The organism is Sphingobium sp. SG1, assembly GCF_057063145.1.
This window is the reverse complement of sequence record NZ_JBVVOJ010000012.1, coordinates 53448-75952: the sequence shown is the minus strand read 5'-3', so window position 1 is coordinate 75952 and position 22505 is coordinate 53448. Positions and strand designations below refer to the sequence as shown.

The following is a 22505-nucleotide window of genomic DNA, read 5'->3' as shown; positions in this document are numbered from 1 at the left end:
CGCCTAGCCGGTCGGCGCGCGCTAGGCTAGAGCCCGATCGTCTGAGGGGGAAGCGCTTCGCGCTTGCACCGATGGCGTGAATCGGGCTCTATTCCTTGATTCTGGACCTTGATTCACGCGTCGGGCCGGTTCAGCCTGACGCGATCAAGGTCCAGCCTGCGCCATCCTGATTCACCGAAGGGAGAGGAAAGATGCCCGGTTCACCCGTCATCCCGTGCCTGCGCTATGCCGATGCGCCCGCCGCCATCGATTTCCTGTGCGCCGCCTTCGGCTTCGAGCGGCATGCCGTCTATCCCGACGATTTCGACAACAGCATCATCCATCATGCCCAGCTTGTCCTGGGTGAAGGCATGGTGATGCTGGGCAGCGTCAAGGATATGGAGGGCGAATCGCTCTACACCTGGTCGACGGTGCGCGACCTGGGCGGCATCACCGCCTGCGTCTATATGGTCGTGACCGATGTCGATGCCCATTGCCTTCATGCCCGCAACGAAGGCGCAGTGGTGGTGGACGAACCGCATGACAATCCGGGCTATCCGGGCCGCGGCTACACCGCGCTTGACCCCGAGGGGAATGTGTGGAGCTTCGGCAGCTATGACCCCTGGGAGCCGATCCCCGAAGACGGTGATTAAGCTTTTGGAAACCGTGCCGTTCTAGCCTTCCGGAAGAAAGGGGGGCGTCATGGCGCTGCTTGGCTGGATCTTGAGCTTCATCTGCCTGTTCGCAGGCCTCGCGCTGCGGCAGGACATGCCGATCGGCGGATCGGTGGCGATCTCCAACATCCTCGTCGTCTTCGCCCTGCTCGCCTGCCCGATGGTGTGGCGCGAACTGCCGCTGGGCGTATCGCGCGGCCAGCGCGTCGTTTCCGGCCTGGCGCTGGTCTTCGCCCTGCCGATCATCCTGTTCCCGACGCACTGACGTCAGATACGACAACGCCGGCCGAGCGAGGCTCGACCGGCGTAGGTCTGTGACAGTCACAGGAAAGGCAACCGACCGGCTGCCCGCCCATTGTCGCGATCAGTCGAACAGGCTCGACACCGAGCTTTCGTCCGCGATGCGCTTGATCGCTTCGCCAAGCAGCGGGGCGATCGGCAGGTGGCGGATACGCTTGGCATCGTTCACGGCGTCGGTGCCCTGGATCGAGTCGGTGATGACCAGTTCCCGCAGTTCCGACGCCTCGACGCGGGCGACCGCACCGCCCGACAGCACGCCATGGCTGACATAGGCGACGACTTCCTCGGCGCCCTGTGCCTTCAGCGCGGCGGCGGCGTTGCACAGCGTGCCGGCTGAATCGACGATATCGTCGATCAGGATGCAGAAACGGCCCTTCACGTCGCCGATGATGTTCATCACTTCCGACTCGCCGGCGCGCTCGCGGCGCTTGTCGACGATCGCCAGCGGAGCGTTGTCGAGCCGCTTGGCGAGCGCACGGGCGCGCACCACGCCGCCGACGTCGGGCGACACGACCATGATATTCTTGTCGCCGAAACGGGCCTGGATGTCGGCCGACATCACCGGCGCACCGAACAGATTGTCGGTCGGGATGTCGAAGAAGCCCTGGATCTGGCCGGCATGGAGATCGACCGAGAGGACGCGGTCGGCGCCGGCGGTGGTGATCAGGTTGGCGACCAGCTTGGCGCTGATCGGCGTGCGCGGGCCGGGCTTACGGTCCTGGCGGGCATAGCCGAAATAGGGGACGACGGCAGTGATTCGCTTGGCCGATGCGCGCTTGAGCGCATCGATCATGATCAGCAATTCCATCAGATTGTCGTTGGTCGGATAGGCCGTCGACTGGATCACGAACACGTCTTCGCCGCGGACATTCTCATGAATTTCCACGAAAACTTCTTCGTCGGCAAAGCGGCGGACGCTGGCCTCGGTCAGGGGGATTTCGATATAGTCGGCGATGGCGGCCGCGAGCGGCTTGTTCGAATTGCCGGTCATGAGTTTCATGGCGAAAATCCCCAGGCTAATTGGCGTGACGAATTGATGACGATGCGCGAAACGCGGCCCCTTTAGCGGCGCATGTCCCATGTGGAAAGGCGCTTTTGCGCCCTGCGACAAAATGGCCGGAGCATTTTCAGGATGATCGCGAAGCGGGTGTTCGGTTCGAAAATGCGGCATCGGAAAACAGAGCATTTTCGCAAATAGGCAAAATGCTCTAGGGCGCGGTGCATGACCGACAAACTCGTGATCGCGCTCGCCCAGATGACCCAGACGATGGGCGACCCCAGGGCCAATGCCGACGCCATGCTGGAATGGCGCGCCCGCGCCAAGGGCGCAGACCTGATCGTCTATCCCGAACTGCAACTGATCGGCTATCCGCCCGAGGATCTGGTGCTCAAGCCCGCCCTGCTCGACCAGGCCAATTATCATCTTGATCGGCTGGCGCAGGAAAGCGCCGATGGCGGCCCGGCGATGCTGGTCGGCACCGTCGTCGCCTCGCAGGGCGTGCTGTTCAATGTCGTCGCCCTGATCGAGAATGGCGCCGTCACCGCGATCCGCCAGAAGCGAGAACTGCCCAATTACGGCACGTTCGACGAAAAGCGCCTGTTCGCGCCCGGCCCGCTGCCCGCGCCGATCACGTTTCGCGGCGTGAAGATCGGCGTGCCGATCTGCGAGGATATCTGGTTCCCCTTCGTCACCGCCCATTTGCGGGCCGAGGGTGCGGAAATCCTCATCAGCCCCAATGGCAGCCCGTTCGAGGTCGACAAGGATGATCGCCGCCTGAACGTCGTCGCCGGCACCCGCGTGCGCGAAACCGGCCTGCCGCTCGTCTATTTGAACCGCGTCGGCGGCCAGGACGAACTGGTGTTCGACGGCGCCTCCTTCGTCATGAACGGCGATCTCTCCATCGCCCAGCAACTCCCCGACTGGGAGGAAAAGCTGGTGCTGACCCAGTGGGAGAAATGGGACGGCCAGTGGGTCTGCCTGCCCGGCGAGCGTCATGAACTCGATCCGCGCCCGGCCGACATCTATAATGCGATGGTGTTGGGCCTGCGCGACTATGTGAACCGCAACCGCTTCCCCGGCGTCGTCCTGGGCCTGTCGGGCGGCATCGATTCCGCTCTGTCCGCCGCCGTCGCGGTCGATGCGCTGGGTGCCGACCGGGTCTGGTGCGTGATGATGCCCTCACGCTTCACCAGCCAGGAAAGCCTGGACGATGCGGTCGAATGCGCCCGCCTGCTCGGCGTCCGCTACGACACCATCCCGATCGAGCCGGCGGTTGCCGCCTTCGACACGATGCTGGCCCCGGTGTTCGAGGGCAAGGCGCGCGACCTCACCGAAGAGAATATCCAGTCGCGCATTCGCGGCCTCACCCTGATGGCCCTCTCCAACAAGTTCGGCCATATGCTGCTGACCACCGGCAACAAGAGCGAGATGTCGGTCGGCTATGCCACCATCTATGGCGACATGGCGGGCGGCTATTCGGTGCTGAAGGACGCCTACAAGACGACGGTGTTCGACCTCTGCCGCTGGCGCAACGCGCACATGCCCTCGCTCGGCGAAGGCTTCGGTCCGGCCGGCCCGGTCATGCCCGAACGCGTCATCACCAAGCCGCCCAGCGCCGAACTGCGCGACAATCAGAAGGATGAGGACAGCCTGCCCCCCTATGAGGTGCTGGACCCGATCCTCTATGGCCTGGTCGAGGAGGAATTGTCGGTGGCTCAGCTGGTCGAGCGCGGCTTTGACAAGGCGGTCGTCACCCGGATCGAGCATCTGCTCTACATCGCCGAATATAAGCGTCGCCAGTCGCCGCCCGGCGTGAAGCTCGGCATCCGCAACTTCGGCCGCGACCGCCGCTACCCGATCACCAACGCATTCCGCAGCGTATAAGTAACATCCGTTCGCCCTGAGCGAAGTCGAAGGGCAGGCTGAGCATGGCGAAGCCCCTTCGTTCGGGGCGCACGGGTTTGGAAATAAAGATATGACCGTCATCACCCGCTTCGCCCCGTCGCCGACCGGCCATCTCCATGTCGGCAATATCCGCGCCGCGCTCCACAACTGGCTGTGGGCGCGCAAGTCCGGTGGTCAATTCCTGCTGCGCCTCGACGACACCGATCTGGAGCGCTCGCGCCCCGAATATGCGGACTCGATTCTGGCTGATCTGCGTTGGCTCGGCCTCGACTGGGACGGCGAGGAAAAACAGTCGGACCGCTTCGCCCTCTATGAGGCGCGGTTCGCGGCGTTGAAGGCCTCGGGCCATGTCTATCCCGCCTATGAAACCCAACAGGAACTGGAACTGCGCCGCAAGGTGCTGCTGGGGCGCGGCCTGCCGCCGGTCTATGATCGCGCCGCCCTGGCGCTGACCCCGGACCAGATCGCCGCTTATGAAGCCGAAGGGCGCACGCCACACTGGCGCTTCAGGCTCGACCATGAGCAGCCGATCATCTGGACCGACCTCATTCGTGGCGAGCAGCGCTTCGACCCCAAATTGCTGTCCGACCCGGTGATCCGCCGCGCCGACGGCTCATGGCTCTACATGCTCCCCTCGGTGATCGACGATGTCGACATGGGCGTCACCCATGTGCTGCGCGGCGAGGATCATGTCTCCAACACCGCGACCCAGATCCAGATGTTCACCGCGCTCGGCGCGCCGCTCCCTGCCTTCGCGCACGAAGCGCTGCTGACCGGCAGCGAGGGCAAGCTGTCCAAGCGCCTCGGCTCGCTCGGCGTCGCCCATTTCCGCGAGATCGGGCTGGAGCCGGCCGCGATCGCCTCACTGCTCGCCCGCCTCGGCAGCTCGCAGCCGATCGAGCCCTTCGCCGACCGTGCGCCGCTGATCGAGACGTTCGACTTCGCCCATTTCGGCCGCGCCCCCGCCCGCTTCGACGAAGCCGAACTGGCCAGCCTCAACCAGAAGATCGTCCACGCCCTGCCCTATGAGGCGGTCGCCGATCGCCTGCCCGCCGGCATGGACGCCGCCGCCTGGGCCGCGATCCGCCCCAATCTGGAGACGGTCGCGGGCGCCACCGCTTGGTGGCAGATCATCACCGGCCCGATCGCCGCGCCCGAAGCGGCGCAGGAAGACCGCGATTTCCTCGCCGCTGCCCATCATATTCTGTCCGCCGTCCCCTTCGACGCCGACATCTGGCGCACGCTGACCAATGCGCTGAAGGAAGAAACCGGCCGCAAGGGAAAGACCCTGTTCCACCCCCTGCGCCGCGCCCTCACCGGCCTGGACCATGGCCCCGACATGGGCCAACTCCTGCCCCTGATCGGCCGGGAAGAGGCATTGAAGAGGCTGGCAGTGGCCGGTTGATCGGGTTAGGCTGGCCGGACCGGACCATTCTGGAGGCCAGCCTGATGCGTTATGCTCTCATCCTGTCGTCCGGCCTGCTGCTCATGGGAGCCGCAGCGCCGTCTGCTTCCTATAATATCTTTCCCGAACAGGCGGTGATGAATGCCGCGGCTGTCGCCCCCGATGGGGTGAAGGGGGTGTTCGAGCTGCCCGTCCGCGCCACTGGGCGCCAGGGCGGCTGGTTCTATCTTAATTCTCAGCAGGATTATCGCGATCCCCGCAACCTGACGATCGCCATTCCCGGCGCCATGGCCGATGCACTGGCACAGCGTTTCGGCGCGGAACTCGATCAATATCTGACGGGCAAGACCATCGCGGTCCGCGGCGAAGCGAAGCGGGTGAAAATTCATTTTCTGGCGGATGGCCGGCCGACCGAAAAATATTATTATCAAACCCATGTGCGGCTGACCGATTCCAGCCTGCTGACGGTGGAGGGCGAACCAGTCCGTTACTGACCGTTCAGGCGGCCATCATCTCCAGCGCCTTGCCGACGGCCAGAATGCCCTCCGGCGCGGCGGCGAAGCCCATATGGGTGCAATCCACCTCGATCGCGCGGTCGCGCTCGCCGGCACGGCCTCGCGCGCATTCGGGCAGGATCACGCCGTCGCGCTGCGACCAGAGCGCCACGGTCGGCACCGGCGGCTTCTCCTCGCGGGTGCAGGGGAAGGGCGGCGTATCGACCGGGAAGCCCGACACCAATTGATAGAGGCGCCAGGCGTGGTTGGCGCGCGGGTCGCCGGAAAAGGGCGTGCCCATCGTCACCACGCCGCCGACCTTGGATCGCGCGAACTTGGCATATTCGCGCGCATAAAGGCCGCCCAGGCTCCAGCCGACCAAAGTCACCGGCTTGCCGCTTGTCCGACGGATCGCATCGACGCGGGCGTCGATCTTCTCCAGCGTATCGGCGCGCGGCCCGAAATTGCGGCCCATGTCCCAGCCATGGGCCTGATAGCCCGCCGCGTTGAGGATCGCGCGCAGCGGCTCCATCCGATGTTCCGATGCCATCAGCCCCGGCACCAGCAATATATGCCGCCCGTCGCCGCGAATCGCGCGGCTCAGTTGTTCGGCCTGGGCCTTGGTCCGGTTGATGTCGAACGGCACCGAGGCATTGCCCAGCAGATGCGACAGCGACGGGCGCGCGGACGCGCGCGGACCGCTGGCGAGGCGGCCCTTCCAGAAGCTGGCAATGGCATCGGCATAGGGTGGCACGAGAGATATTGTCCTGAACCGGGCGGAAAAGGTGACATTCTCGTGACAAACGCAGGGTGCGTCCATGGGTTTCATCGCAAGCGATGAACGGTGTGTCTCAGGAAATGAAGCTCAGGGGGCGAGGGGCGATGTCTGGGCGACGCTGGCGCCCTCGGTCGTGCGCAGCTGGCGCGGCTCCAATATCGCCGCTGTCTCGATGAGGTCGAGCGCCCGGCGCGCCTCCAGATAGCGGCGGGCATATTGCATCCAGCGATCGGCCGCAGCGCGATCGGGCATGCGCTCCACCTCGGCCAGCGCCGCGCCGACGCGGCTGGCGTCGATATAGCGCAGCGCCCGCTGCATCGCCATTTGCGGCCGGGGCGAGGGGGTGGAGGATTTGCGGATGATGATCAGCTCGCGCGCCTCATGCTCGAAACTGTCCCACCAGCTGGCATCGGCCGGCGGCGACGTGACGCGGTCGGCGACATCGACCAGGCCGGCGCGGAGGTCGGCCAGCGTCACCGGCTCGCGCGCGGCATTGATGATGGTGGCGACGGCGCGGGGCTGGGCCTGGCCGAAGCGCAGCCGCAACTGCCCCTCGACATAGCCGAGCGGGGCGCCGGTATCGAGCGCGCGGCGCGCGGCAAAGGCGACCAGCAGCCCTTCGGCGCGCGCGGCATTGCCCGACGCGGCCTGCGCCTCGACGGTGATGCGGTTGAGCCGCTCCTCCAGCTGGATCACGCGGGCGTCGAGCATCTGCGCGGCATCCGCCGTCAGCGGACGGCCCGACGGGATGGCGTTGCTGCCCAGCAGCGGCGCAGGCAGGGCGGGCGCCGCCGCCTCGTCCTGGCCCCAGCGCCGTTCGATCTGCGGCATCGCCCAGATGGTGACGCCGATGCCGATCAGAAACGCGAACAGCAGCAGCACGGGCGTCAGCCAGGATGTGCGTCGGCGCGCGGGCGGCGGCGTTTCCTGCTGAATTTCCACACTCTCCTGCTCGTTCATCAAGTCTCTCTCGTTTGCGACCGGCGTTTCATTCGCACAATCGACGGGCGAGGGCCAGTACCGCCGCATCATTGGGCGCATCGGCGGCCTGCGCGCTGCGCCATCCGCTGCCGCAGGCGGCGAGGGCGGCGGGACTTATCGCCACCACGTCGCTGGTTGTGCGCTGATTCTCCGGAACAATCTCTGCCAGCCGGGCGCCAGCCGCCGCAGAATGGACCAGCAGCACGCCGCCGCTCAGGTCCAGCGGATCGCAGGACAGGGGCATCATCCGATAGACCGGGACGCGCGTCACCCGCAGCGGCCCCGCGTCTATCGGCGCCGCCGCCTCGCCCGACAGATGCAACACGGCCCGGTGCCCGTCGGCCGCGATCCGCGCGGCGATCGCGCTGGCATCGCCATCCCCCGCCACCGGATCGGCAAATCCTGCCGCCCGCAGCGCCTCGGCCGTCGCTGCGCCCACGGCATAGGTCGGCAAGGCGCGATAGGCCTGCAGCTCGGCCCCGCCGAATCGCACCGTCTGCGCGCTCGTCACCAGCAGCGCGTCGAAATCCCCGGCGGGTGGCGGCGTCCAGGCCAGCGCCTCGGCCGCGAACAGCGGGCACAGCCGCACCGCCAGCCCTATGGCCATCGCCTTGTCCGCCGTCCTGCCGGCGCCGGGCGCGGGCCGCAGGATGATGAGCGGTCTCACCCCTCGAACAGGCTGCGCAGCGCCGGGCTTGCCCGCTCCAGCAGGCCCCGGCCGATCGCCTCGGCCGCGTCGAAATCGCCGCGCGCCAGCCGCGCCTCGTCCCGCACCGTCTCGTCGCCTTCCGTGCTGATGATCTCGGCGCGCAGATGAATCTGTCCGCCCTCCAGCAGCGCCAGCGCGGCGATCGGCGAATGGCATGTGCCGCCCAGGCCCCGCAGCACCGCGCGCTCGGCCATCACGGAATCGAATGTATCGCGATGGTTGATCGCCGCCAGCCAGCCCAGCATGACGTCATTGTCGGCCAGCGTCTCGATGCCGACCGCCCCCTGTGACGGCGCCGGTAACATGGTGTCGATCTCGACCGTGGCGCCAATGTCCGCCTGGCCCAGCCGGTCGAGCCCGGCGGCGGCGAGCAAAGTCGCATGGGCCTCCCCGGCTTCCAGCTTGGCCAGCCGGGTGGCGACATTCCCCCGGAACAATATGATCTGCGCATCGGGACGCAGTCGCTTCACCTGCGCGGCACGGCGCGGCGAACTGGTGCCGACGATCGGCAGCGGCGGCAGCGCGGCAAAATTTTCCGCGCCGACCAGCCGGTCGCGCACATCGGCGCGCGGCAGCATCGCGGCAATGCGGATCGCATCGGGCCGGATCGTCTCGACATCCTTCATGCTGTGGACGGCGCAATCGATCTCGCCCTCCGCCAACGCCCGGTCCAGTTCCTTGGTCCACAGCGCTTTTCCGCCGATTTCCGCCAGCGCGCGGTCCTGGATCCGGTCGCCGCTCGTCTGGACGATGACGGTGGTGATGGCGTCCTGATCCCAGCCATGGGCGTCGCGCAGCGCCTGCGCGGTCATATGGGCCTGGGCCAGCGCAAGCGGCGATCCCCTGGTGCCAAGGCGCAACGGTCGTTCGGGTCTTTTCATAAGCGGCTTGCTCTAATGGCCACGGGCACTAGATGGAAGCGGCAATGACCATCATCCTCGGCCTGGAATCAAGCTGCGACGAAACCGCGGCGGCGCTGGTGACGGCCGACGGGCAGATATTGGCCCATCGCCTCGCCACGCAGGAAGACGCGCACCGTCCCTATGGCGGCGTCGTGCCGGAAATTGCGGCCCGCGCCCATGTCGAGGCTTTGGCCCCGCTGGTCGAGGCGGCGCTGGCCGACGCAAAAATGACTTTGGCCGATGTCGATGTGATCGCCGCCACCGCCGGCCCTGGCCTGATCGGCGGCGTGATGGTCGGCCTCGTCACCGGCAAGGCGCTGGCCCATGCCAGCGGCAAGCCGCTGATCGCGGTCAATCATCTGGAGGGGCATGCGCTCTCGCCGCGCCTCGCCGACCAGAATCTGCAATTCCCCTATCTGCTGCTGCTGGTGTCGGGCGGCCATTGCCAGCTGCTCAGGGTGGAGGGCGTCGGCCAGTATCGCCGCCTCGCCACCACGATCGACGACGCTGCTGGCGAAGCCTTCGACAAGACTGCCAAGCTGCTCGGCCTCGGCTTCCCCGGCGGCCCGGCGGTGGAAAAGGCGGCGGCCAAGGGCAATCCCCGCGCCGTGCCGCTGCCGCGCCCGCTGGTCGGCACTGACGAACCCCATTTCTCCTTCGCCGGCCTCAAGAGCGCGGTGATGCGCGCTGCCCAGTCGGGCCAATATGCGGTCGAGGATATCGCTGCCAGTTTCCAGCAGGCGGTGATCGACTGCCTGCTCGATCGCACCCGCCGTGCGCTCGCCGCGAGTGAAGGCGTGACCGCGCTGGTCGTCGCCGGCGGCGTCGCCGCCAACCAGTCGGTGCGCGGCGCGCTCACTGCGCTGGCCGGGGACCATGGCCTGCCCTTCGTCGCGCCGCCCTTGTGGCTCTGCACCGACAATGCGGCGATGATCGCCTGGGCCGGCGCGGAGCGCTATGCGGCCGGCATGACCGACGATCTGACCATCCCCGCCCGGCCGCGCTGGCCGCTCGATCCGACGGCGGAAAAGGCGCGTGGAGCAGGAGTGAAGGCATGAAGGCGGGAGTCATCGGAGCAGGCGCCTGGGGTACCGCGCTGGCGCAGTTGCTGGCGGCCGACGGGCAGGATGTGCGCCTCTGGGCGCTCGAAGCCGATGTGGTCGATGCGATCAACGGCGCCCATGAAAATCCGCTCTATCTGCCCGGCCTGCCGCTTTCGCCCTCGATCGGGGCGACCGGCGTCCTGGCGGACCTAGCCGATCGCGACCTGATCCTGGTGGTCAGCCCGGCCCAGCATCTGCGCAGCGTCGTGGCGCAGGCGCCGGCCGGCGTGCCGCTGGTTCTCTGTTCCAAGGGGATAGAGGCCGGCACCGGCCTGTTGATGTCGGAAGTCGCGGCGCAGGCGCAGCCAAGCTCGCCGATCGCCGTCCTCTCTGGCCCCACCTTCGCCCATGAAGTGGCAAAGGGCTTGCCGACCGCCGTCACCTTCGCCTGCGCCGACCAGGCGTTGGCCGAAAAGCTGGCGGCGCGCATCGCCCGCCCAACCTTCCGCCCCTATCTGTCGGACGATGTCGTCGGCGCGGAAATCGGCGGCGCGGTCAAGAATGTGCTCGCCATCGCCTGTGGCGTGTCGGAAGGTGCTGGCCTCGGCCTCAATGCGCGCGCCTCGCTGATCAGCCGGGGCTTTGCCGAAATGACCCGCTTCGGCCTGGCGCGCGGTGCTCGCGCCGAAACGCTGGGCGGCCTGTCGGGCCTGGGCGACCTCGTCCTCACCTGTTCCTCCACCAATTCGCGCAATTTCTCGCTCGGCAAGGGGCTGGGCGAGGGGCAGAGTGCCGCCGAGCTTCTCTCCAACCGTCGCACCGTGGCCGAAGGGGCGCACACCGCACCGGTGCTGCGCGATGCGGCTCGCGCGGCCGGCGTCGAAATGCCGGTGGTGGAAGCCGTCTGTGCCCTGCTCGGCGACGCCGCACCATTGGCACAGGTCATCGACGCGCTGCTGGCGCGCCCGCTGCGGCCTGAATAAGCATCGCCGCGACACAATAGATCGCCTATAGACATGAGCATGACAATCGAGGGGGACCAGGGTCCTGTGACCGCGCAGGCGACCCCTGCCGAACAGAAGGATGACATCGCCGCCCTGGCCAAGGGCGGACGGACCAACGTCTTCGGCTTCCTGCTGCGCCTGGCTGCGCGCCTGCCTTTCCTGTTCATCGCCGGCCGCTGGTACGGTGCCGATGCGCTGGGACGCTTCGCCTATGCCGTGCTGGTGGTGGAGTTCGTTGCCCAGATCGCGACGCTGGGGTTGAAGCGCGGCCTGGCCGGTGCGCTCGCCCAGACCGAACGGCCGCACAGCCATGTCGTGACCGACGCGATGGTGGTGACGCTGATCGCGTCGCTGCTCGGCGCGGGCCTGTTGATCGCCTTCCCCCAGGCGATGTTCCCCAATAGCGGCATCAACGGACTCGACCGATTGCTGGCGCTGATCGTCATCGCCGTGGCCACCTCTGACGTTGCGCTGGCCGCCTGCGCCTATCGCTTCGACATCGGCGCCACGGTCCGCGCGCGCTCGATCATCGAACCCTGGGCGATCAGCATCGGCGCCTTCGGTTTCGCTTATTATTCGCTGCGCGACGGTCTGATCCTCTCCTATGTCGTGTCGATGGTCGCGGCGATGATCGCCTCGATCATCCCGATGTGGCGCCATTATGGCCGGCCGCATGGCTGGCGTCCCGATGCCGGGCGGCTCTGGCGTCTGGCGCGTCGTAACCTGCCGCTCGCCGCGGCGGATGGTGTCGAATGGGGCTCGCGCCGGCTCGACATGGCGATCCTGGGCCTGTTCGTTAGCCCGGCGATCGTCGGCATCTATTATGTCGCGCAGCAGGTCGCCTCGCTGCCGCAGAAACTCAAGACCAGCTTCGACCCGATCCTTGGCCCGGTCATCACCCGCAACCTGGCCGAGGGCAATCTGGCGGCGATCGCGCGCCAGGTCAGCCAGGTCGGCTTCTGGATCATCGCCGCGCAGGCCGGTATCGCGCTTGCGCTTGGCATTCCGGGCGAGGCCGTCATGGGGCTGGTTGGTCCGCATTTCGTCGGTGGCACCGGCGCGCTGGCCTTCCTGTTGCTGGCCGAAGTGGTCGCGGCGACCGCCGTGGTCAGCGAATCCGCGCTGGTCTATATCGCCCGCCATCGCAACCTGATGATCTCGCTCAGCATGATCGCGTTGCAGGCGGCGCTCAGCTTCGGCTTGATCCTGCTCGGCAAGCGGTTTGGCCTCACGCCGCAGGAACTGGCCGCCGCGCCCGCTCTGGGCCTGTGCATCGCGCTCGGCGCTGGCGCCTTCGTCAAGGCGCGGCTGCTCTCCAGCCTGCTCCACGCCCGCGTCAATGCCTGGCGCTGGCCGCTGCTCAGCGCCTCGGGCGTCGCCTGCATCGTCGGTGCGGCCTTCGTCGCCCTGCCGGCGCGCTTCGAATGGGTCGAACTGGCGGTCGGCGTCTGGGCGATCCTGGGCGCCTATGGCTTCGTCATCTGGCGCTGGGGCTTCGGCCCGGACGACCGCGCCCTGTTCCGCAAGCAGAAGGCCCCGGCCTGATCCACCCAATAAAAAAGCCCGCCTCTCGACCGGAGAGGCGGGCTTTTTTGTCAGTGTCTGTCGCGATCAGGCGAACAGCTTGGCGCGGATCAGGTTCAGATCTTCCTCGGGACGCGCGCCCCAGTGCGAGATCACTTCGGCGGCGGCCGCCGCGCCCAGCGCCAGGCAATCCTCGACGCTGCGCGCTTCCAGATGTGCGGCCAGATAGCCGGCAGCGAACAGGTCGCCCGCACCGGTGGTGTCGATGATCTGGCTGACCGGAGCAGCCGGCGCCTCGTGACGCACGCCATCGATGATGGCGACCGCGCCCTTTTCGCTGCGGGTCGACACCAGCACCGGCACCTTGTCGGCGAAGCGGGCCAGCGCTGCATCGAAATCATCGACCTGCGCCAGCGACTGGATCTCGCCCTCGTTCGAGAAGAGGATGTCGATCAGCCCCTGTTCGATCAGGTCGATGAAGTCGGCGCGATGGCGGTCGATCACGAAATTGTCGGACAGGGTGAAGGCGACCTTGCGGCCGGCGTTGCGGGCGGCGTCGATCGCGGCGCGCATCGCGGCACGCGGCTGCTCGGGATCCCACAGATAACCTTCGAGATACAGGATGCGGGCCGACTGGATCAGTTCCAGGTCCAGCGCTGCTTCGGGCAGGAACTGCGAGGCGCCCAGGAAGGTGTTCATGGTGCGCTGCGCGTCCGGCGTCACCAGGATCAGGCAGCGGGCGGTCGGAATGTCGCCCTGCATCACCGGCGTGTCGAACTTGATGCCCAGCGCGCGCACGTCATGGGCAAAGACCGCGCCCAGCTGGTCGTCATTGACCTGGCCGATGAAGCCGCACTTGGCGCCCAGCGCGGCGAGGCCGGCCAGCGTGTTGGCGGCCGAACCGCCGCTGATTTCCTTGGCCTGGGGCATGTCGGCATAGAGAGTTTCGGCCATTTCGGCGTCGATCAGCTGCATGCCGCCCTTGGTCAGCGCATGCTGCGCCAGAAAGGCGTCGTCGCTGCGGGCCAGAACATCGACAATGGCATTGCCGATCGCGACAACGTCAAGCGTGGGGGAAGAAGTCACGCGGGCTCCTGTGAAAGATGATAGGAAAATAGCGGTAAATTGGGCCGTCTCTACCGGTCCGGGGCCGCTGGCGCAACGCTGCTGATTGACGGAGCCGCCGGGGCGCAGGATATCGGGCCATGATCATCACCGCGGCGCTGCGCGCCTTCCCCCTGATCTTCCACGCCGCGGCGCGCCGGCTGCTGGTCAAGACGCTGGCGCTGACCCTGTTGCTCTTCGTCCTGCTGGGTGTCGGCCTATGGGCGGCCTTTCACGCCACGCGCCTGCATTTCGGCTGGGGCGAGGGCGACGGTTGGGGGGGCATGGCGGAGGCGGCAGCGACCGGCCTTGCCATGATCGCGGCCAGTTGGCTGCTGTTCCGCACCATCGCCATGCTGGTCATGGGCCTGTTCGCCGACGATGTGATCGAGGCGGTGGAGCGCGATACTTATCCACAGGCTGTAGGCCGGCCGGTGGGCTATGCGCGCAGTTTCCATTATGCACTGCGCTCGGTCGGCCGAACGCTCGGCTGGAACCTGCTGGCGCTGCCCGCTTATGTGCTGCTGCTGGTCACGGGGATCGGCACGATCGGGCTGTTCCTGGCGGTGAATGCCTATCTGCTCGGTCGCGACCTTGCCGACATGATCGAGCCGCGCCATCCCGGCCTGCCGCCCATCAGCCGCGGCAACCGGTGGCTCATGGGCCTCGTTTCGGCGCTTCTCTTCCTCATTCCCCTGGTCAACCTGCTTGCGCCGATCTGGAGCGCAGCTATGGCGGTCCACATGTTGCTAGGGTCCAGGAGGAAGCCGGTCTGATGTCGCCCCGTTTCGCGCTCGCCGCGCTCCTGTCGCTGCCGCTCGCGGCCTGTGGCGGCGTCGTCCCGCCCGCCACCAGTTACACTCCGCCGCCCGCCGGTCCGCCGGCCAGCGCCTTCACCAAGACCGGACCGCTGATGGGCATGGACGCCAAACGCCTGACCCAGATGTTCGGCACGCCGCGCCTCGACATTCGCGAAACGACCGTGCGCAAGCTGCAATTCGCCAATGGTCGTTGCGTGCTCGACGCCTATCTCTATTCGCCCGGCAAGGGGAAGGAGCCGGTGGTGACTCATGTCGATGCCCGCACGCCCGCCGGCACCGATGTCGACCACGCTTCCTGCGCGGCTACGCTCCAGCAGCGCTGAGCAATTGGCCTAGCGCCCATTCGGCCGCTTCCGCCACGACCGGATCGGGATCGGAGGTCAGCGGTCGCAACCGGTCGACCAGCCCCAGGTCGCCGCTATTGCCTGCCGCGATCGCGGCATTGCGCACCATCCGGTCGCGCCCGATCCGCTTGATCGGCGATCCGGAGAAAATCTCGCGAAAGCCCGCATCGTCGAGGTCCAGCAGGTCGCCCAGCGCCGGTGCCGCCAGCTCCGCCCGGCCGATGAAGGCGCGGTTGGCCGCTGCCCCCTGCGCAAACTTGTTCCACGGGCAGGCCGCTAGGCAATCGTCGCAGCCATAGATGCGATTGCCCATCCTCGCCCGGAACTCCTCCGGGATCGGCCCCTTATGCTCGATCGTCAGATAGGAGATGCAGCGCCGCGCATCGACGATATAGGGCGCGGGAAAGGCATCGGTCGGGCAGGATGACAGACAGGCCGTGCAACTGCCGCAATGGTCCACCTCCGGTGGATCGGGCTCCAGCGCGATCTCGGTATAGATGGCGCCCAGGAACAGCCAGCTGCCATGCTGGCGGCTCACCAGATTGCTGTGCTTGCCCTGCCAGCCCAGCCCCGCGCCCTGCGCCAGCGGCTTCTCCATCACGGGCGCTGTATCGACGAACACCTTGAGCGCGGTCGGCTGCTGATCGACCAGCCAGCGGGCCAGCGCCTTCAGTGCCTTCTTGACCACATCATGATAGTCGCGACCCTGCGCATAGACGGAAATGCGGCCCCGATCGCCGACCTCGGCCAGCGCCAGCGGATCACGGCCGGGGGCGTAGCTCATCCCCAGCATGATGACGCTCCGCGCCTCGGGCCACAAACCGGTGGGCGATCCGCGCTGCTCGGCCCGCTCCTCCATCCACAGCATGTCGCCATGATGGCCGGCCTCCAGCCATTGGCGCAGCCGCTCGGCCGTGCGCGGCGCGGCGTCGGCGCGCGCGATCGCACAGGCGGCAAAGCCCAGCTGCGCGGCCTGCGCTTTCAGGCGCTGCTCCAATGTTTCGTTTTGCACTGGCATGGTCCGGGATTATCAGGGGCGGATGATCGGTGACACTCCGGCTCCTGCCGCCCCCTATGCCGTCGAAGGCCATGCCCTTGTCAAGGCGTTCGGCGATTTTCGCGCGGTGGATGGCGTCGATATCGCCGTGCCCGCCGGCACCATCTATGGCATTTTGGGGCCGAATGGCGCGGGCAAGACCACCTTGCTGCGCACCCTGCTCGGCATCATCGACCCTGACGAGGGCCATCGCACCCTGCTGGGCGATAGCGCGCCGCTGCGCATGGCCAAGCAGGTCGGCTATCTGCCCGAGGAGCGTGGCCTCTACCCGTCGATGAAGGCCTATGAGGCGATCGCCTTCATGGGGGCGCTACGCGGCCTGCCGCTCCATGTCGGGCGCGAACGGGCGCGCGCCATGCTGCAGGACTATGGCATGGGCGCTTCGGTCGAAAAGCCGATCCGCCAGCTCTCCAAGGGCATGGCCCAGACGGTGCAATTGTTCGGCACGATCGTCCATGAACCGCGTCTCATCGTCCTCGACGAGCCCTTTTCCGGCCTCGACGCGATGAACCAGGAAAAGCTGGAGGCGCTGATCCGCGATCAGGCGCGCAAGGGCGTCACCATCCTCTTTTCCACCCATGTCATCGCCCATGCCGAACGATTGTGCGAACGCATCGCCATCGTCGCGGGCGGCCGCATCCGGTTCGAAGGATCGGTCAGCGACGCGCGCGACCGTCTGCCGCCCCAGGTGACATTGCGCACGCGGCTGAGCGACGGTGCATGGCGCCGCGCCTTGCCGACCGACACGCTGGCACAGGATGGCGCCTGGCATTTCGCGCTGCCCGATGATGGCATAGAACCGCTGCTGCGCGCCCTGCTCGACGGTCAGGCCGGCATTGAAAGCCTGTCGATCGAACGACCGGGCCTGCATGACGCCTTCGTCGCGATCGCGGGGGAGGCTGCTGCGCGCCAGATGCGCGATGACGCCACGCAGGAGGCCGGGGCATGAAGGAATTGCTGCGCGCCGCCAGCGTGATCGCCCGGCGGGATTTCACCGCCGTCGTTCTGTCACGCACCTTCATCCTGTTCCTGATCGGGCCGCTGGTGCCGATCGTCATCGGCATGGTCTTTGCCGGTTTCACCCAGAAGATTTCCAGCACCGACCTGCGCCCGGTCGTCGGCATCGCCATGGCGCCGGCCGATGTCGGCGCGCTCGAACGGGCCCACAAGCGCCTGACCGAACGCATGGGGCCACAGGCGCTGCCGCGGCTTCACGCCGTTTCTCCTGATACCCCGCCGCGTATCTTGCTGGCCCGACCGGAATCGGACGTCGTCGCCATCCTGTCGGGCACGGTCTCCCGCCCGGTCCTCACCGGCAAGCCCGAGGATCTGGACCGGCTGCAGGGGGATCTCAGCCTGATTGCCAGCGCGGCGCAGGCCGAAAAGGTGCTGCACATGGTCAAGGTCGAACGGCAGGAAGTGGCGACCAGTCTCGGCGCCCAGTCTCAGGCCCGTCTGCTGATCGGTCGCACCGGCCAGATCGTCATCTTCTTCCTCACCATCTTGCTGGCGGGCATGATCCTGTCCAATCTGGTCGAGGAAAAGACGAACAAGATCATCGAGATATTGGCCGCCGCCGTGCCGGTCGACGCGATCTTCCTTGGCAAGCTGATCGCCATGCTGGGGATGAGCTTCGTCGGCATCGCCTTCTGGGGCGGCACCGCCTTCACCATCTTCATGGCGTTGAAGGCACCCGGCACGGTCCTGCCCGATCCGGCGGTGGGCTGGCCCGCCTTCATCGCACTCGGCATCATCTATTTCGCCATGGCCTATACGCTGCTCGGCTCGCTGTTTCTGGGCATTGGCGCACAGGCGGCGACCGTGCGCGAGGTGCAGACGCTCAACATGCCGATCACCATGGGGCAGATGATGATCTTCTTCTTCGTCTCCTACACGGTCGACCATATGGGATCGCCGCTCGAAGTGGCGTCGGTGGTCTTTCCCTTCTCCTCGCCCTTCGCGATGATCGCGCGGGCGGCGCAGGATGCGGCGCTCTGGCCGCATCTGGTGGCGATCCTGTGGCAGGGCGTCTGGGTCGCCCTCATCATCCGCATCGGTGTGCTGCTGTTCCGCCGCCATGTGCTCAAATCGGGCGGCCGCTGGTGGAAGCAGTTGTTCAGGAGCTCGACAGGCTGAACAGGCTAGGGAGGGATAATGAACCGGCGGCATTTTCTCTATGGCGTCGCGACCGGCGCCTCTGCACTGGCCCTGTGGCAATTCCGCCCCGACGCGGCGGAAGCCGCCTATCCCTATCGCCTGACCGACGCGCAATGGCGCAGCAGGCTCAGCCCCTGGGCCTATAAGGTGCTGCGCCAGGGCGCGACCGAATTTCCCGACAGCAGCCCGCTCAACCGGGAACATCGCGCCGGCACCTTCACCTGCGCCGGCTGCGCGCAGAATCTGTTCAGTTCCAAGACCAAGTTCGACAGCGGCACCGGCTGGCCCAGCTTCTATGCGCCCTTGCCCCGTGCGATCGGCACGTCGCGCGACTTCAGCCTGGGCGTGCCCCGGACCGAAGTCCATTGCGCCCGCTGCGGCGGGCATCTGGGCCATATGTTCGATGACGGGCCCCGGCCCACGGGCCTGCGCTACTGCATGAACGGCGTCGCGCTGGCCTTCAGTCCCGCCTGACCTTGTAGATGTGCAGCGGTCCCCTGGTGGGCAGCGACTGCAGCCAGCTCGGAACATTGTTTCGCGTCAGTTGCGCCGACAGGCTCTGGGGACGCTCCTTGGCATAGAGCGCATATTCGGTCAGGCCCGCGCAGGTCACGACATAGTCGGCGCCACGCTCGCCATTGACCGAGCGGACTACCGCGCGCGCCTTGTCCGGCGTCGCCATATAGCCCTCGATCACGGCGGTAATGCCGGCCGCATTGCGATGATGGGCGGTGCCGATCACGCGGTGCGGCGTCTGCACCAATATGTCGGGGCCAAGGTCCAGCGGCGCGAACAGGGTGGACGGGGGCAGGGCGTGCAGCGGCGCAAGCGTGGCGGCGGCCCGGCAATTGACGGCGCTGGTCTTGGCCGACGGAGCTTCGGGGATCAGGGCAATCCATAGCGCGCTGATCCCGGCGGGAGACAGCAGGATCAGCGCCACCGATCCCAATACGCGAACCAGCGCCTGCGACGACGCCTGTACCTTGCGGAACAGGGCGATCAGCAACCAGGCGACACCGGGCAGAGCATAGACATGGGCGACCGACACGGCGCGCATAACCAGCAGCGATACCGCCATCGCCCCCAGCAGCAACAGGGTCAACGCCAGCCAGCGCATGCGCGCATCGCGGTTTACGGTTTGCCGCGCGGCGACCGTTGCGCCGGCCAGTCCGACCAGCGCGGGCAACAGGATGACGCCGCGCAGCGACAGGCTCTGGTCCCAGATCGGCCGGCCCTCCATCACCTGCAGATACCAATATTTATAGGCCAGTGGCCCCAGTGCCTGAAACGGATCGCCCGACAGGCAGGGGCCACCGATCGCCAGCAGGATCGCAATGGCGGCCCCGCCGCCGATCGCGGCGATCAGGAAGCGCCGGGTCATGCTGGCCGTGCCGATCAGCTTGCCGGCCAGCGGCACCAGTACCGCCAGCGCGACGAGCGGCCAGACATAGGCGGCCGACAGCGCGTCGCATTGGTCATGCAGCAAGGCCGCCTTTCCGCGCAGCAAAGCCAGCAGCGCAACCGCCGCCCCACCCAGCGTCGCCGCAAAGGCCATGAAGCGCGACGCATCCCGGCCGTCGAGCCATTGGCGCAGCGCAAACAGTCCGGCGAACAGCGCGACATAGGGCAGGGCTTCACTCGAAATCTGCAACCAGACCGCCAGTGCCAGCGCGCTCGTCACGCCGCCACGCACCCGGCTGCTATCCAGTGCGCCGGCCAGCGCGATCGTCGCCATCCAGATCTGCCAGCCATGATGGTCGATCCGCAGCGGCGTGAACTGCACCAGGATCGACGGTGTCGTAAGCAGCAAGGCCACGGTCACCAGCGCCAGAACAGGATCGCCAAGCCGCCGTGCGGCCAGATGCACCGCGCCGGCCAACCCGCCCAGCAACAGCAGCGGCACGGTGATACAGGCGACCAGTTCTGCGGTTGCCGGCCCCAATAGCGGCCGCGCCAGCAGGATCAGTCCTGCCACCGGCATGTCGACGATGCGTGACCAGTGCATCGGTCCGCCCAGTGGCGGGTTCACCCGATGCTGGCTGACATCCCAGAAGCCCTGTCCGCCGATCCAGTCGCGTACCTGCACCAGCCGCATCGCATCATCGGGATCGCGAAAGCCCAACGCGGCGAAATCGCCATGGAACAGCCACAGCATGACCGCGCCGCACGCCAGCCAGGCGAGCAGGATCAGCCAGAGATTATAGCGCTCAACTACGCGCGAAAATGCCATATTTGCGGATCGCATAGACGCTCAGGAAACTGGCAGGCACCGATATCAGCTTGGCGATCGCCGGGGCAATGCCGACCGCGCTCAGCCCGCCAACCATGGCCATGGTGATGCCCATGCCGACCAGCGCACTGGCCACGAAGCCGAACCGCTGGGCATGACTGGGGCCGGCGCCCGTGTCGAACACGAAGCGGATGCTGATTACCCAATGCACGACCAGGCCGATCGCATAGCCCCCGAACGCAGCCAGAGTCGGCGTCGCACCGGCCCGGCTCAGCATGAGGAAGGCAGCCATGTCGCTCGACAGCGCGCAGATGCTGGCCAGCAGATAGCGGGCGAACATGAAGCGCGCGGCGATGCTGCCCAGAAGGGCGGTCAGGGCGCGCAACGGCTCGCCCATCGGCTCATGCGGCCTTCAGGCGAGAAGGCACCAGTCGTTCGCTGGCGAGCGCGGCACGCTGTCCTTCGACATCCTGCCCTTCCTCGCCCGATTCATGATATTCGGCATCCTCGTTGACGCCCCAGACGTCATAGACGCGCGTGCCGGCCTCGATGTTGCGCACCGTCAACATCGCCGTCATCATCGCATGATCCTGGTTGTTATAGCGGTGCATGCCGTTGCGGCCGACCAGATGGAGCGTCGGGGCGACGGCTTCCAGCTCGGTGCGCATCGCCAGCACATGGTCGGCATAGGCATCGTCATAGACCGGATAGGCCTTCTCCTGCCGCACCACCGCGCCGCCGACGACATCGTCGGGATTGCACAGGCCCAATATGGCCATTTCCTTCTTGGCCAGGTCGATCAGGTCGGCGTCGGCCGACGCCCACAGCCCGTCGCCCTCGAAGCAGAAATATTCCAGGCCCACGCAAGCGACCGATTCATCGGGCACCATTTCGGGCGACCAGCTGCGAAAGTTCTGGATACGGCCGACCTGCACCTTGCTGTCGTGGATATAGATCCAGTTGTCGGGGAACAGATCCTCCGACTTGATCATCAGCGCCACGGTCAGGAAGTCGCGATATTTGAGTTCCATCGCCTCGGGCAGGGTTTCGGGCAGCGGATGGATGCGCGCGGCCAGTTCGCGCATCGGCGCGGACGAAATCACATGCGCGGCGTTGATGATGACATCGCCATCCGGTCCGTCCGCCACCACGCGCCAGCGCTGCGTGCCCTGATCCTGCGCCAGCTGTTTCAGGCTGTGCGCCATCAAGATCTGGTTCCCGCCCTCGATCACCCGGTCGCGCGCGGCTTCCCACATCATGCCGGGGCCAAGGCGCGGATAGCGGAAGGTTTCGAGCAACGTCTTGGTCGCCATACCGTCATTGGGCTTCTTGTTGAGGCCCAGCGAGCGCTTCAGCCCATCGACCACCGCACCCCAGAGCGACAGGCCCTTGATCCGCTGCGCCGCCCAGTCGGCCGACATCTCGTCGCACGGCATGCCCCAGACCTTTTCCGTATAGGTCTTGAAGAAGATCGAGAAGAGCTTGTGGCCGAACGCGTTGACGGTCCAGTCCTGGAAGGAGCGGACATTGCGGTTTGGGAACAGCTTGGCCTTGGCAAAGCTTGCCATGCACAGGGTCGAGCGCCACACGCCCAGATTCCACAGCGCCTCGAACGCGCGCAGGGGATAGGAGTAGAATTTCCCCTCATAATAGATGCGGCTCATGCGCGGGCGCTGGATGAAATCGTCCGGCAGAATCTCGTTCCACAGGTCGACCACTTCCTTCGACTTGGAAAAGAAGCGGTGGCCGCCAATATCGAATCGATAGCCATCCAGTTCGACCGTGCGGCTGATGCCGCCGACATAGACCGGGTCTTTCTCGATGACGGTGACGGAAAAGCCTTTTTTCGTCAGCAGATAGGCAGCGGTCAGGCCCGCTGGCCCCGCGCCGATGATGGCCACGTCCACGCTCTGATCAATCCGCGACATGCGATTTAGTCCCCTGGATAGTCCTTCGTGTCTCGGTGAGTGCAGGAAATCCTCTAAGGAGTGGTTAATCGCCGGTAAGCATGAATGGGGCGCCGGCAGGACCGACCGATAGGACAAAGGGCCGCCCCGCATGTGCGGAACGGCCCCCTGCAGTCCCCGTGACGGG

General features: G+C 66.6%; 23 protein-coding genes. 13 read left to right on the top strand and 10 right to left on the bottom strand.

The annotated features are described in order from the left end of the window. Positions 1-191 precede the first annotated feature (191 nt). Positions 192-632 carry a VOC family protein gene (locus AC0KVN_RS20900; protein WP_435567786.1) on the top strand — a complete coding sequence of 147 codons (441 nt, stop codon included), beginning with the start codon at positions 192-194 and terminating at the stop codon, positions 630-632. Positions 633-681: 49 nt separating this feature from the next. Then, complete coding sequence (locus AC0KVN_RS20895; protein ID WP_435567787.1) at positions 682-918, top strand: hypothetical protein; 237 nt, start codon at positions 682-684, stop codon at positions 916-918. A gap of 99 nt (positions 919-1017) precedes the next feature. Here AC0KVN_RS20895 and AC0KVN_RS20890 read toward each other — a convergent pair whose 3' ends face one another. Beyond that, positions 1018-1953 carry a ribose-phosphate pyrophosphokinase gene (locus AC0KVN_RS20890; protein WP_435567788.1) on the bottom strand — a complete coding sequence of 312 codons (936 nt, stop codon included), beginning with the start codon at positions 1951-1953 and terminating at the stop codon, positions 1018-1020. A gap of 222 nt (positions 1954-2175) precedes the next feature. Between AC0KVN_RS20890 and AC0KVN_RS20885 the strand changes: the two genes are divergently transcribed. From AC0KVN_RS20885 to AC0KVN_RS20875, 3 genes are all read left to right on the top strand, one after another. Beyond that, complete coding sequence (locus AC0KVN_RS20885; RefSeq protein ID WP_435567789.1) at positions 2176-3837, top strand: NAD+ synthase; 1662 nt, start codon at positions 2176-2178, stop codon at positions 3835-3837. 91 nt (positions 3838-3928) lie between these two features. Then, positions 3929-5263 carry a glutamate--tRNA ligase gene (gltX, locus tag AC0KVN_RS20880; RefSeq protein ID WP_435567790.1) on the top strand — a complete coding sequence of 445 codons (1335 nt, stop codon included), beginning with the start codon at positions 3929-3931 and terminating at the stop codon, positions 5261-5263. Positions 5264-5307: 44 nt separating this feature from the next. Further along, positions 5308-5757 (top strand): hypothetical protein, encoded by a 450-nt coding sequence (locus tag AC0KVN_RS20875; protein WP_435567791.1) that lies wholly within the window; start codon positions 5308-5310, stop codon positions 5755-5757. Between the two features lie 4 nt (positions 5758-5761). Here AC0KVN_RS20875 and AC0KVN_RS20870 read toward each other — a convergent pair whose 3' ends face one another. From AC0KVN_RS20870 to hemC, 4 genes are all read right to left on the bottom strand, one after another. Next, the gene (locus AC0KVN_RS20870; protein ID WP_048938144.1) at positions 5762-6511 is read right to left on the bottom strand and encodes an esterase/lipase family protein; all 750 of its coding nucleotides are present in this window, start codon (positions 6509-6511) and stop codon (positions 5762-5764) included. A 111-nt stretch (positions 6512-6622) separates the two neighbouring features. Continuing rightward, positions 6623-7495, bottom strand: a complete 873-nt coding sequence (locus AC0KVN_RS20865; RefSeq protein ID WP_037522086.1) for a hypothetical protein — start codon at positions 7493-7495, stop codon at positions 6623-6625. Between the two features lie 28 nt (positions 7496-7523). Beyond that, positions 7524-8183, bottom strand: a complete 660-nt coding sequence (locus AC0KVN_RS20860; RefSeq protein ID WP_435567792.1) for a uroporphyrinogen-III synthase — start codon at positions 8181-8183, stop codon at positions 7524-7526. After that, the gene (hemC, locus tag AC0KVN_RS20855; protein ID WP_435567793.1) at positions 8180-9106 is read right to left on the bottom strand and encodes a hydroxymethylbilane synthase; all 927 of its coding nucleotides are present in this window, start codon (positions 9104-9106) and stop codon (positions 8180-8182) included. Before hemC ends, AC0KVN_RS20860 begins: the two co-directional genes overlap by 4 nt. A 44-nt stretch (positions 9107-9150) precedes the next feature. Between hemC and tsaD the strand changes: the two genes are divergently transcribed. The 3 genes from tsaD to AC0KVN_RS20840 are packed head-to-tail and all read left to right on the top strand — an operon-like array spanning position 9151 to position 12719. Then, the gene (gene tsaD / locus AC0KVN_RS20850; protein ID WP_435567794.1) at positions 9151-10185 is read left to right on the top strand and encodes a tRNA (adenosine(37)-N6)-threonylcarbamoyltransferase complex transferase subunit TsaD; all 1035 of its coding nucleotides are present in this window, start codon (positions 9151-9153) and stop codon (positions 10183-10185) included. Further along, positions 10182-11153 (top strand): NAD(P)H-dependent glycerol-3-phosphate dehydrogenase, encoded by a 972-nt coding sequence (locus AC0KVN_RS20845; protein WP_435567795.1) that lies wholly within the window; start codon positions 10182-10184, stop codon positions 11151-11153. Before tsaD ends, AC0KVN_RS20845 begins: the two co-directional genes overlap by 4 nt. Positions 11154-11186: 33 nt before the next feature. Next, positions 11187-12719 (top strand): lipopolysaccharide biosynthesis protein, encoded by a 1533-nt coding sequence (locus AC0KVN_RS20840; protein WP_017502654.1) that lies wholly within the window; start codon positions 11187-11189, stop codon positions 12717-12719. Between the two features lie 66 nt (positions 12720-12785). Here AC0KVN_RS20840 and AC0KVN_RS20835 read toward each other — a convergent pair whose 3' ends face one another. After that, the gene (locus tag AC0KVN_RS20835) at positions 12786-13784 is read right to left on the bottom strand and encodes an adenosine kinase (protein ID WP_435567796.1); all 999 of its coding nucleotides are present in this window, start codon (positions 13782-13784) and stop codon (positions 12786-12788) included. 119 nt (positions 13785-13903) lie between these two features. Here AC0KVN_RS20835 and AC0KVN_RS20830 point away from each other — a divergent pair, with 119 nt between their 5' ends. Together AC0KVN_RS20830 and AC0KVN_RS20825 are read left to right on the top strand one after the other, a co-directional pair. Beyond that, positions 13904-14578 carry an EI24 domain-containing protein gene (locus AC0KVN_RS20830; protein ID WP_435567797.1) on the top strand — a complete coding sequence of 225 codons (675 nt, stop codon included), beginning with the start codon at positions 13904-13906 and terminating at the stop codon, positions 14576-14578. Beyond that, on the top strand, positions 14578-14946 hold the full coding sequence (locus tag AC0KVN_RS20825) for a hypothetical protein (RefSeq protein WP_004208885.1): 369 nt from the start codon (positions 14578-14580) through the stop codon (positions 14944-14946). Before AC0KVN_RS20830 ends, AC0KVN_RS20825 begins: the two co-directional genes overlap by 1 nt. Here the strand turns inward: AC0KVN_RS20825 and queG are convergent. After that, positions 14927-15985, bottom strand: coding sequence for a tRNA epoxyqueuosine(34) reductase QueG (queG, locus tag AC0KVN_RS20820; RefSeq protein ID WP_435567798.1), 1059 nt, complete (start codon positions 15983-15985; stop codon positions 14927-14929). The two genes, AC0KVN_RS20825 and queG, sit on opposite strands and share 20 nt — an antisense overlap. A gap of 22 nt (positions 15986-16007) precedes the next feature. On the opposite strand from queG, the gene AC0KVN_RS20815 reads away from it, so the two are divergent. The 3 genes from AC0KVN_RS20815 to msrB are packed head-to-tail and all read left to right on the top strand — an operon-like array spanning position 16008 to position 18655. After that, positions 16008-16973, top strand: coding sequence for an ABC transporter ATP-binding protein (locus AC0KVN_RS20815; RefSeq protein ID WP_037522117.1), 966 nt, complete (start codon positions 16008-16010; stop codon positions 16971-16973). Then, the gene (locus AC0KVN_RS20810) at positions 16970-18160 is read left to right on the top strand and encodes an ABC transporter permease (protein ID WP_010338686.1); all 1191 of its coding nucleotides are present in this window, start codon (positions 16970-16972) and stop codon (positions 18158-18160) included. Before AC0KVN_RS20815 ends, AC0KVN_RS20810 begins: the two co-directional genes overlap by 4 nt. A gap of 18 nt (positions 18161-18178) precedes the next feature. Further along, a complete protein-coding gene (gene msrB / locus AC0KVN_RS20805; RefSeq protein ID WP_017503464.1) occupies positions 18179-18655 on the top strand; it encodes a peptide-methionine (R)-S-oxide reductase MsrB in 477 nt (158 codons plus the stop codon). Here the strand turns inward: msrB and AC0KVN_RS20800 are convergent. Genes AC0KVN_RS20800 through AC0KVN_RS20790 form a run of 3 tightly spaced genes read right to left on the bottom strand, consistent with a single transcriptional unit; the run spans position 18642 to position 22339 of the window. Next, on the bottom strand, positions 18642-20411 hold the full coding sequence (locus AC0KVN_RS20800; RefSeq protein ID WP_435567799.1) for a hypothetical protein: 1770 nt from the start codon (positions 20409-20411) through the stop codon (positions 18642-18644). The two genes, msrB and AC0KVN_RS20800, sit on opposite strands and share 14 nt — an antisense overlap. Next, positions 20389-20808 (bottom strand): GtrA family protein, encoded by a 420-nt coding sequence (locus AC0KVN_RS20795; protein ID WP_435567800.1) that lies wholly within the window; start codon positions 20806-20808, stop codon positions 20389-20391. Before AC0KVN_RS20795 ends, AC0KVN_RS20800 begins: the two co-directional genes overlap by 23 nt. A gap of 4 nt (positions 20809-20812) precedes the next feature. Beyond that, on the bottom strand, positions 20813-22339 hold the full coding sequence (locus tag AC0KVN_RS20790; RefSeq protein WP_435567801.1) for an NAD(P)/FAD-dependent oxidoreductase: 1527 nt from the start codon (positions 22337-22339) through the stop codon (positions 20813-20815). Between the last annotated feature and the right edge of the window lie 166 nt (positions 22340-22505).

Coding starts and splice junctions, on each gene's coding strand:
- AC0KVN_RS20900 (WP_435567786.1), top strand. CDS start 192: ATGCCCGGTTCACCCGTCATCCCGTGCCTGCGCTATGCCGATGCGCCC.
- AC0KVN_RS20895 (WP_435567787.1), top strand. CDS start 682: ATGGCGCTGCTTGGCTGGATCTTGAGCTTCATCTGCCTGTTCGCAGGC.
- AC0KVN_RS20890 (WP_435567788.1), bottom strand. CDS start 1,953: ATGAAACTCATGACCGGCAATTCGAACAAGCCGCTCGCGGCCGCCATC.
- AC0KVN_RS20885 (WP_435567789.1), top strand. CDS start 2,176: ATGACCGACAAACTCGTGATCGCGCTCGCCCAGATGACCCAGACGATG.
- gltX (WP_435567790.1), top strand. CDS start 3,929: ATGACCGTCATCACCCGCTTCGCCCCGTCGCCGACCGGCCATCTCCAT.
- AC0KVN_RS20875 (WP_435567791.1), top strand. CDS start 5,308: ATGCGTTATGCTCTCATCCTGTCGTCCGGCCTGCTGCTCATGGGAGCC.
- AC0KVN_RS20865 (WP_037522086.1), bottom strand. CDS start 7,495: ATGAACGAGCAGGAGAGTGTGGAAATTCAGCAGGAAACGCCGCCGCCC.
- hemC (WP_435567793.1), bottom strand. CDS start 9,106: ATGAAAAGACCCGAACGACCGTTGCGCCTTGGCACCAGGGGATCGCCG.
- tsaD (WP_435567794.1), top strand. CDS start 9,151: ATGACCATCATCCTCGGCCTGGAATCAAGCTGCGACGAAACCGCGGCG.
- AC0KVN_RS20845 (WP_435567795.1), top strand. CDS start 10,182: ATGAAGGCGGGAGTCATCGGAGCAGGCGCCTGGGGTACCGCGCTGGCG.
- AC0KVN_RS20840 (WP_017502654.1), top strand. CDS start 11,187: ATGAGCATGACAATCGAGGGGGACCAGGGTCCTGTGACCGCGCAGGCG.
- AC0KVN_RS20830 (WP_435567797.1), top strand. CDS start 13,904: ATGATCATCACCGCGGCGCTGCGCGCCTTCCCCCTGATCTTCCACGCC.
- AC0KVN_RS20825 (WP_004208885.1), top strand. CDS start 14,578: ATGTCGCCCCGTTTCGCGCTCGCCGCGCTCCTGTCGCTGCCGCTCGCG.
- queG (WP_435567798.1), bottom strand. CDS start 15,985: ATGCCAGTGCAAAACGAAACATTGGAGCAGCGCCTGAAAGCGCAGGCC.
- AC0KVN_RS20815 (WP_037522117.1), top strand. CDS start 16,008: ATGATCGGTGACACTCCGGCTCCTGCCGCCCCCTATGCCGTCGAAGGC.
- AC0KVN_RS20810 (WP_010338686.1), top strand. CDS start 16,970: ATGAAGGAATTGCTGCGCGCCGCCAGCGTGATCGCCCGGCGGGATTTC.
- msrB (WP_017503464.1), top strand. CDS start 18,179: ATGAACCGGCGGCATTTTCTCTATGGCGTCGCGACCGGCGCCTCTGCA.
- AC0KVN_RS20800 (WP_435567799.1), bottom strand. CDS start 20,411: ATGGCATTTTCGCGCGTAGTTGAGCGCTATAATCTCTGGCTGATCCTG.
- AC0KVN_RS20795 (WP_435567800.1), bottom strand. CDS start 20,808: ATGGGCGAGCCGTTGCGCGCCCTGACCGCCCTTCTGGGCAGCATCGCC.
- AC0KVN_RS20790 (WP_435567801.1), bottom strand. CDS start 22,339: ATGTCGCGGATTGATCAGAGCGTGGACGTGGCCATCATCGGCGCGGGG.